General features: G+C 65.0%; 5 protein-coding genes and 1 pseudogene. 3 read left to right on the forward strand and 3 right to left on the reverse strand.

Annotation, left to right across the window (positions count from 1 at the left end; genetic code table 11):
• Together ACE3UY_RS13845 and ACE3UY_RS13850 are read left to right on the forward strand one after the other, a co-directional pair.
• Window positions 1-459, forward strand: a pseudogene (locus ACE3UY_RS13845) (excinuclease ABC subunit UvrA); the annotation flags it as partial.
• Window positions 460-720: 261 nt separating this feature from the next.
• Entirely contained in the window at window positions 721-2,184 is a 1,464-nt protein-coding gene (locus ACE3UY_RS13850; protein WP_374688097.1) for a pyridoxal-phosphate dependent enzyme, read from the forward strand.
• 168 nt (window positions 2,185-2,352) lie between these two features.
• Here ACE3UY_RS13850 and ACE3UY_RS13855 read toward each other — a convergent pair whose 3' ends face one another.
• From ACE3UY_RS13855 to tnpA, 3 genes are all read right to left on the reverse strand, one after another.
• On the reverse strand, window positions 2,353-2,748 hold the full coding sequence (locus ACE3UY_RS13855; protein ID WP_374688098.1) for a type II toxin-antitoxin system VapC family toxin: 396 nt from the start codon (window positions 2,746-2,748) through the stop codon (window positions 2,353-2,355).
• Window positions 2,749-2,752: 4 nt separating this feature from the next.
• Window positions 2,753-2,989 (reverse strand): hypothetical protein, encoded by a 237-nt coding sequence (locus ACE3UY_RS13860; RefSeq protein WP_374688099.1) that lies wholly within the window; start codon window positions 2,987-2,989, stop codon window positions 2,753-2,755.
• Window positions 2,990-3,128: 139 nt separating this feature from the next.
• Entirely contained in the window at window positions 3,129-3,626 is a 498-nt protein-coding gene (gene tnpA, locus ACE3UY_RS13865; RefSeq protein WP_374688100.1) for an IS200/IS605 family transposase, read from the reverse strand.
• A 240-nt stretch (window positions 3,627-3,866) separates the two neighbouring features.
• Here tnpA and ACE3UY_RS13870 point away from each other — a divergent pair, with 240 nt between their 5' ends.
• The gene (locus ACE3UY_RS13870) at window positions 3,867-6,032 is read left to right on the forward strand and encodes a DUF3048 domain-containing protein (protein ID WP_374688101.1); all 2,166 of its coding nucleotides are present in this window, start codon (window positions 3,867-3,869) and stop codon (window positions 6,030-6,032) included.
• Window positions 6,033-6,258 lie beyond the last annotated feature (226 nt).

Here is a 6,258-nt window from a genome sequence, read left to right on the forward strand (position 1 = left end):
CTGGACTTCTTCGCCAACATCCCCCCCATCCGGCGCAAGCTCCAGACGATGGCCGACGTGGGGTTGGGCTACATCCACCTGGGGCAGCCCGCGCCGACGCTGAGCGGCGGCGAGGCGCAGCGGGTCAAGCTGAGCCGCGAGCTGTCGAAGATCGCCACCGGTCGGACGCTCTACATCCTCGACGAGCCGTCGGTCGGCCTGCACGCCCACGACGTGAGTAAGCTCCTCCACGCCCTGAACAAGCTGGTGGACAAAGGCAACACGGTGGTCATCATCGAGCACAACCTCGACATCATCAAGGTGGCCGACCACATCATCGATATGGGGCCGGAGGGCGGCGATCGGGGCGGGGAGATCATCGCCCAGGGCGCGCCGGAAGAGATCGTTCACGTCGGCGCCTCGTACACCGGGCAGTTCCTCCGCCCGCTGCTGGACGGCCACGTCCAACCCCATTTGTAATGCGGGTTGGCAACCCGCTCTTTGCGCCGCTAAAGAATGGCTACGGATTTCACGGAAGAGACGGATAAGGAGCAGATTTTCAATCCGTTCCTTATCCGTCTTTTCCGTTCCAATCCGTAGCCATTCTTCGCACTCCAGACGCGGGATACCATCCCGCGCTACAAGTCAGATATAATTTGCCGCAATGGTCATATTGTCATACAATATGACAAATGGCGGCGAGGCCGCCGCGCACCCTGAACACTCCCCAGGAGAAACATCATGATCGACCTGTCTATCCACGAAGCCGCGCTGGAGCGCAGCGTGCAGCGCGCCCGTGAACGCAACATTATCATCCCCACCTTCGAACAGCAGCGCAACCCGGCGCTGATTCCCGACGCCGTCAAGCGCCGCCTGGCCGACGCCGGCCTGTGGGACCTGAACCCGGCTAACCTGTTCCGCATCACCTGGCACAACGAGCCGGTGGCCCGCGGCGGCGGGTTCGGCGGCGTCAACACCATCGAGTTCCCCAAGGCGATCACCGGCGTGGACGCGCGCATCGTCGTCATCGTCGGCAAATGGTTCCCGACCGGGGCGCACAAGGTCGGCGCAGCCTTCGGCTGCCTCGTGCCGCGGCTGGTCACCGGCCAGTTCGACCCCTCGACGCAGAAGGCGGTCTGGCCCAGCACCGGCAACTACTGCCGCGGCGGGGCCTACGACTCCAACCTGCTCGGCTGCCAGTCCGTCGCCATCCTGCCCGAGGGCATGAGCCGCGAGCGGTTCGAGTGGCTGCAAGGGGTGGCCGGCGAGATCATCAAGACGCCCGGCTCGGAGAGCAACGTCAAGGAGATCTTCGACAAGTGCTGGGAGCTGCGCCGCAGCGGCGAAGACCTGGTCATCTTCAACCAGTTCGAGGAGTTTGGCAACTACCTGTGGCACTACAGCGTCACCGGCCCGGCCATGCACGAGGTGTTGAAGGGCATTATGGGGCCGAAGGACACGTACCGCGGCATGGCCTCCTCCACCGGTTCGGCTGGGACGATTGCCAGCGGCGATTACATGAAGGAGCAGTTCCCCACCAGCGTCATCTGCGCCAGCGAGGCGTTGCAATGCCCGACGCTATTGAACAACGGCTTCGGCGCGCACCGCATCGAGGGCATCGGCGATAAGCACGTGCCGTGGGTGCATAACGTCAAGAACACCGACATGGTCGTCGCCATTGACGACGCCGCGCCGGTGGCCGTCATGCGCCTGTTCAACGAGCCGGCCGGCCAGGACTATCTGGCCGAGCAGGGCGTGTCGCCGGAGTTGATCGCGCTGCTGCCCGACCTGGGCATCTCCGGCATCAGCAACGTGCTGTCGGCGATCAAGATGGCCAAGTACTACGAGATGGGCGCGAACGACATCGTCATGACCATCGCCACCGACTCGATGGAGATGTACGGCAGCCGCATCGACGAGTACCGCGAGCTAGAGGGCGAGTTCACGCCGCTGAACGCCGCCGGCGTCTACCACCGCTACCTGATGGGCCAGGGCACGGACAACCTGCTAGAGCTGACCTACCAGGATCGCAAGCGCATCCACAACCTGAAGTACTACACCTGGGTCGAGCAGCAGGGGCGCAGCTATGAGGAGTTGATGGCGCAGTGGTATGACCCGGAGTATTGGACGAGCATTCACGGGATGGATAAGGAGATTGACACGCTCATCGAGCAGTTTAATGAGCGGGTGGGGTTGTTGAATTAATGATAGTGTCAGGTGCGACGCACTTTCTGAAGTGCGTTGCACCTGGGCGAAGAGTAACACAGGGACGCAAGCCTCAGGATTGGCTTTGCGTCCTTTTTATTTCTAATTATCTATCCAATTGCCTTAATTTGAGTTGTCAGAGATTCCATGCTGATAATCTATCACATCTCATTCCCAGTTCTCGAACGCCAACCCAATCACCCGCCCAAACTCCCGCGTGTTAGCTGTCACCAGCGTCAGCTCGTGGGCCACGGCAACGGCGGCGATCATCAGGTCGTTGGGGCCGATGGGCGTGCCGGCGCGCTCCAGGTCGCTACGGATGCGGCCGTAGGCGTCGGCGCAGTGGTCGTCGAACGGCAGGGAAGCGAACGGGGCGAAGAAGCGCTCGAGCAGGCGCAAATTATCGGCGACGCGGCTGCTACGGTAAGCGCCGTGAATGAGCTCTGCCTTCACCACTGAACACAGGACGATTTCGGCGGGTTGGTGCTGCCGCATGCGTTCGGTTAATTGAGGCGAACGGCCATTGAGCAGACGGACGCAGGCGTTGGTGTCGAGTAGATACACGGTGCTATCCCTGCGGCTCCAGTTGTTCGCGCGCTTCGACTGTCCCTTGTGGCGCTCTTTCTAGCGGCTCTCCCTGCCAACCCCCGACGACTTCCTCGAAAAAGCCTTCCGGCCACTCCGTTTCCACCGCGCCCCGGACTAGTTCCGCCAGATAGCGCGAGACGCTGAGATCCGCCTCATCCGCGGCGCGGCGGATGCGCTCAGCCAATTCATCGTTGACGTACAGGTTCAGTTGGGGCATCAGACGCCTCTATACAAATAGCACACATATAATGAATATACTTGTATTGTAGGCGCTTGCAGGCCCTGCGTCAAGCAGCCTAAAACGCTGGCGAAGCGGCTGCCAGTGGTTTTTACGGAGAGCGATTTTCAGAGCGGCCTTACTCCATCCCCACCATCTCCTCCCACCACTCCTTCTCCCCCTTCTGGTCATACCCCGCCCCCCATTCGCGGACGACGCCGGGGGCGGCCGGCCGCTCCTCCGTCCGCTCCAGCACCGGGATGAGCGTCCCCGCGGCGTGGTGCTCCGCCTGCCGCTCGACGTAGGTCGCGACGTAGGGCAGCCGCTTGCCGTCGAAGCTCATCGCGCCGTACTCTTCGGCCCAGTGCAGCGGCTCTTCCGGCGAGCGCTTGTTGAAGCGCGTCGTCGCGGCGGCCTTCACCTGGCCCACGAACGAGGCCACGCTGACCCGCGGCGGGATGCTGACCGCCAGATGGACGTGGTCGGCCGTCCCGCTCAGGGCGTAGACCGCCCCGCCCAGGCCGATGGCCTTCCAGCGCAAATAGTCGAAGATGAGCGCCTGCGCGGCCGGCGTCAGCAGCGGCTCGTGGTTGCGGGTCGTCCAGACGAGGTGATAGTACAACTGGGTGTAGGGCATGATGTGGCTCCTTAATGGCGAAGAGGGATGATCCGCAGATTGCGCAGATTTCTCTCTAATCTGCGGATGCTTCCCCTGCATTATACGCCTTCACGGCGCAACATGATAGGTAATAAACAGTACTTCCTGGGTATGCTCTGCGTCTTTGCGTCCTGGCGTTGATCCCGCCCGTTAGTTGCCACTTCCTCTCCCTTTTGGCTATCATACGCCCATCGCGTGTCATAGCCAGGAGGTGGCGAGATGAACACCGGGGACGTGCTGCAGAACCGTTACCGCATCGTCCGGCAGGTGGGCCAGGGCGGCTTCGGCGCGGTCTATCGCGCCTGGGATCTGTCGCTGAAGCAGCCGGTGGCCGTCAAGGAGAACAGCGACAGCGGTGCGGAGTCGCAACGCCGGTTCGAGCACGAGGCCCGGTTGCTGGCCGGCCTGCGCCACACCAACCTGCCGGCCGTCATCGACCACTTCATCCTGCCCGGCCAGGGGCAATACCTGGTGATGGACTTCGTCGAGGGCAAGAGCCTGGGCGACCTGCTGGACGAGCGCGGCGGGCCGCTGGCTGAGGCCGAGGTGCTGCCCTGGATGCTCCAGGTGTGCGATGCGCTGACCTTCCTGCACACGCGCACCCCGCCCATCATCCACCGCGACATCAAGCCGGACAACGTCATCATCACCTCGGACGGCCGGGCTGTGCTGGTGGACTTCGGCATCTCCAAGGTCTACGACCCCAGCAAGGGCACGACGATCGGCGCGAAGGCCGTCACGCCCGGCTACAGCCCACCGGAGCAGTACGGCCGGGGCGGGACGGACGCCCGCAGCGATGTCTACTCGCTGGGGGCGACGCTCTACACACTGCTGACCGGCCGGACGCCGCCGGAAGCGCCTGACCTGAGCAGCGGCGCGGACGCGCTGACCCCGCCGCACCAGGTGAACCCACTGGTCGGCGCGGCGACGTCACGGGCGGTGATGGAGGCCATGGAACTAATGATGGGCCGCCGGCTCGATAGCGCGGTGGCGCTCGGCCGGCGGCTGTCGTCGCCGCCGACCACGGTGGCGGCGTTCGGCGGGCTGGCGACCACCCCGATGGGCGGCGGGCCGGTGGTCGTCGCCCCGACGGTCGTCGCGCCGACGGCCGACGCCGGCAGTCCGGCCTGGGATGCGCCGCTCCCGCCCGCCCAGCCGGCCCGGCGGGCGCTGCCGTTCTGGGTGTGGGTGGCCGGGGCGCTGGCCGTGCTGGCGCTGGTTGTGGGAGCGGCCCTGTACTTTCGCAATGGCAACTCGCCGTCGGGCGCGACGCCGGAAGCGACGACGCTAAAGGCGGTCGCGCCAGGACTGACGCCGCCACCGGCTACCGTGACGGCCGAGGCAACGGCCACGGACGCCCTTCCCTCCCCGACCGCTGCCGCCGCCGCGGCGACCGCGCCGCCGGAACCGACCAAGGCAGCCGTCCCCACGCCGGAGGCGTCGCCGACACCCACCACGCCGCCCCTGCCGACGGCGATTATACTGACCGCCGACGCCGCGTCCTTTATCGACCGCAACCCGCTGACCGGCGAGGAGGCGAGCGACGCGGCCCTCGAGCGCCGGCCGATCGCGGTCAAGATCGACAACGCCCCCTCCGCCCGGCCCCAGGCGGGGTTCAACGACGCCGACATCGTCTACGAGCACATTACGGAAGGCGGCATCACCCGCTTTACGGCCATCTACTACGACAGCGCGCCGGCTAGGGTAGGGCCGGTGCGCAGCGCGCGGCTGGTGGACGCGGAACTGCTCGGCATGTATGACGCGGTCCTGGCCCACACCAATCCCAGCGATGGCCTGCGTGACTGGTTCGCCAATTCGAAGTACAGCGACCGTCTGTTCGGCGAGAGCAGTGTGGGTTTCTATGACGAGTCGTCCGGCGTGAGCGGAACCTTCGTGCGGCTCGATCCGTTGTGGGGCGCGGTGAGCGCCAGGGGGCAGAACACGCGGCCGCGCTTCACCGACTACAACGCCTTCAGCGAGGAACCGCCGGCCGGCGGCGCAGCAGCCGGCAGCGTCCTCATCAGTTACTCGAACGAGAGCGTCGAATGGGCCTACAACCCGGCCAGCGGCCGGTACGAGCGCTGGATGGACGGCGAGAGGCACATGGACGCCAACGGCGGCCAGGTGACGGCGGCCAACGTCATCCAACTCTCGCCCGCCCACACCATGTCCAGCGTCTGCGCCCACGAAACGAACGACGTGTGCGACGCCTGGTCGCACGACATTCAGTTGCGCGGCTCCGGGCCGGCGGTGGTCTACCGCGACGGGCTGCGCTATGACGTGACGTGGCATCACGCGGGAGAGAACGATCAGTTGACGTTCACCGATGGGGGTGGGGCATTTCCGTTGCAGATGGGGAATAGCTGGGTGCAGGTGATGCCATAAGAAGAGAAACCACAGATGACCGTGTGGTCGTTGACGTTATGAAACCCACCGCAACCCACTGTTCTACACCCCCACGCGCTGACTGCGCCGCTCCACCAGCAGCGTATCGCGCCAGACGCCGTGCAGTTGGGCCGGCCGCTCGCGCCGCCCGATGACGCGGAAGCCGCACGCCACATGGAGCGCCACACTGGCCTCGTTCTCCGGGAAGATGCTGGCCTGTAGCGTC

The organism is Promineifilum sp. (SeqCode) (assembly GCF_041918635.1).
GTDB lineage: Bacteria > Chloroflexota > Anaerolineae > Promineifilales > Promineifilaceae > Promineifilum.

Coding starts and splice junctions, on each gene's coding strand:
- tnpA (WP_374688100.1), bottom strand. CDS start 3,626: ATGCCCTACACCCAGTTGTACTATCACCTCGTCTGGACGACCCGCAAC.
- ACE3UY_RS13860 (WP_374688099.1), bottom strand. CDS start 2,989: ATGCCCCAACTGAACCTGTACGTCAACGATGAATTGGCTGAGCGCATC.
- ACE3UY_RS13850 (WP_374688097.1), top strand. CDS start 721: ATGATCGACCTGTCTATCCACGAAGCCGCGCTGGAGCGCAGCGTGCAG.
- ACE3UY_RS13870 (WP_374688101.1), top strand. CDS start 3,867: ATGAACACCGGGGACGTGCTGCAGAACCGTTACCGCATCGTCCGGCAG.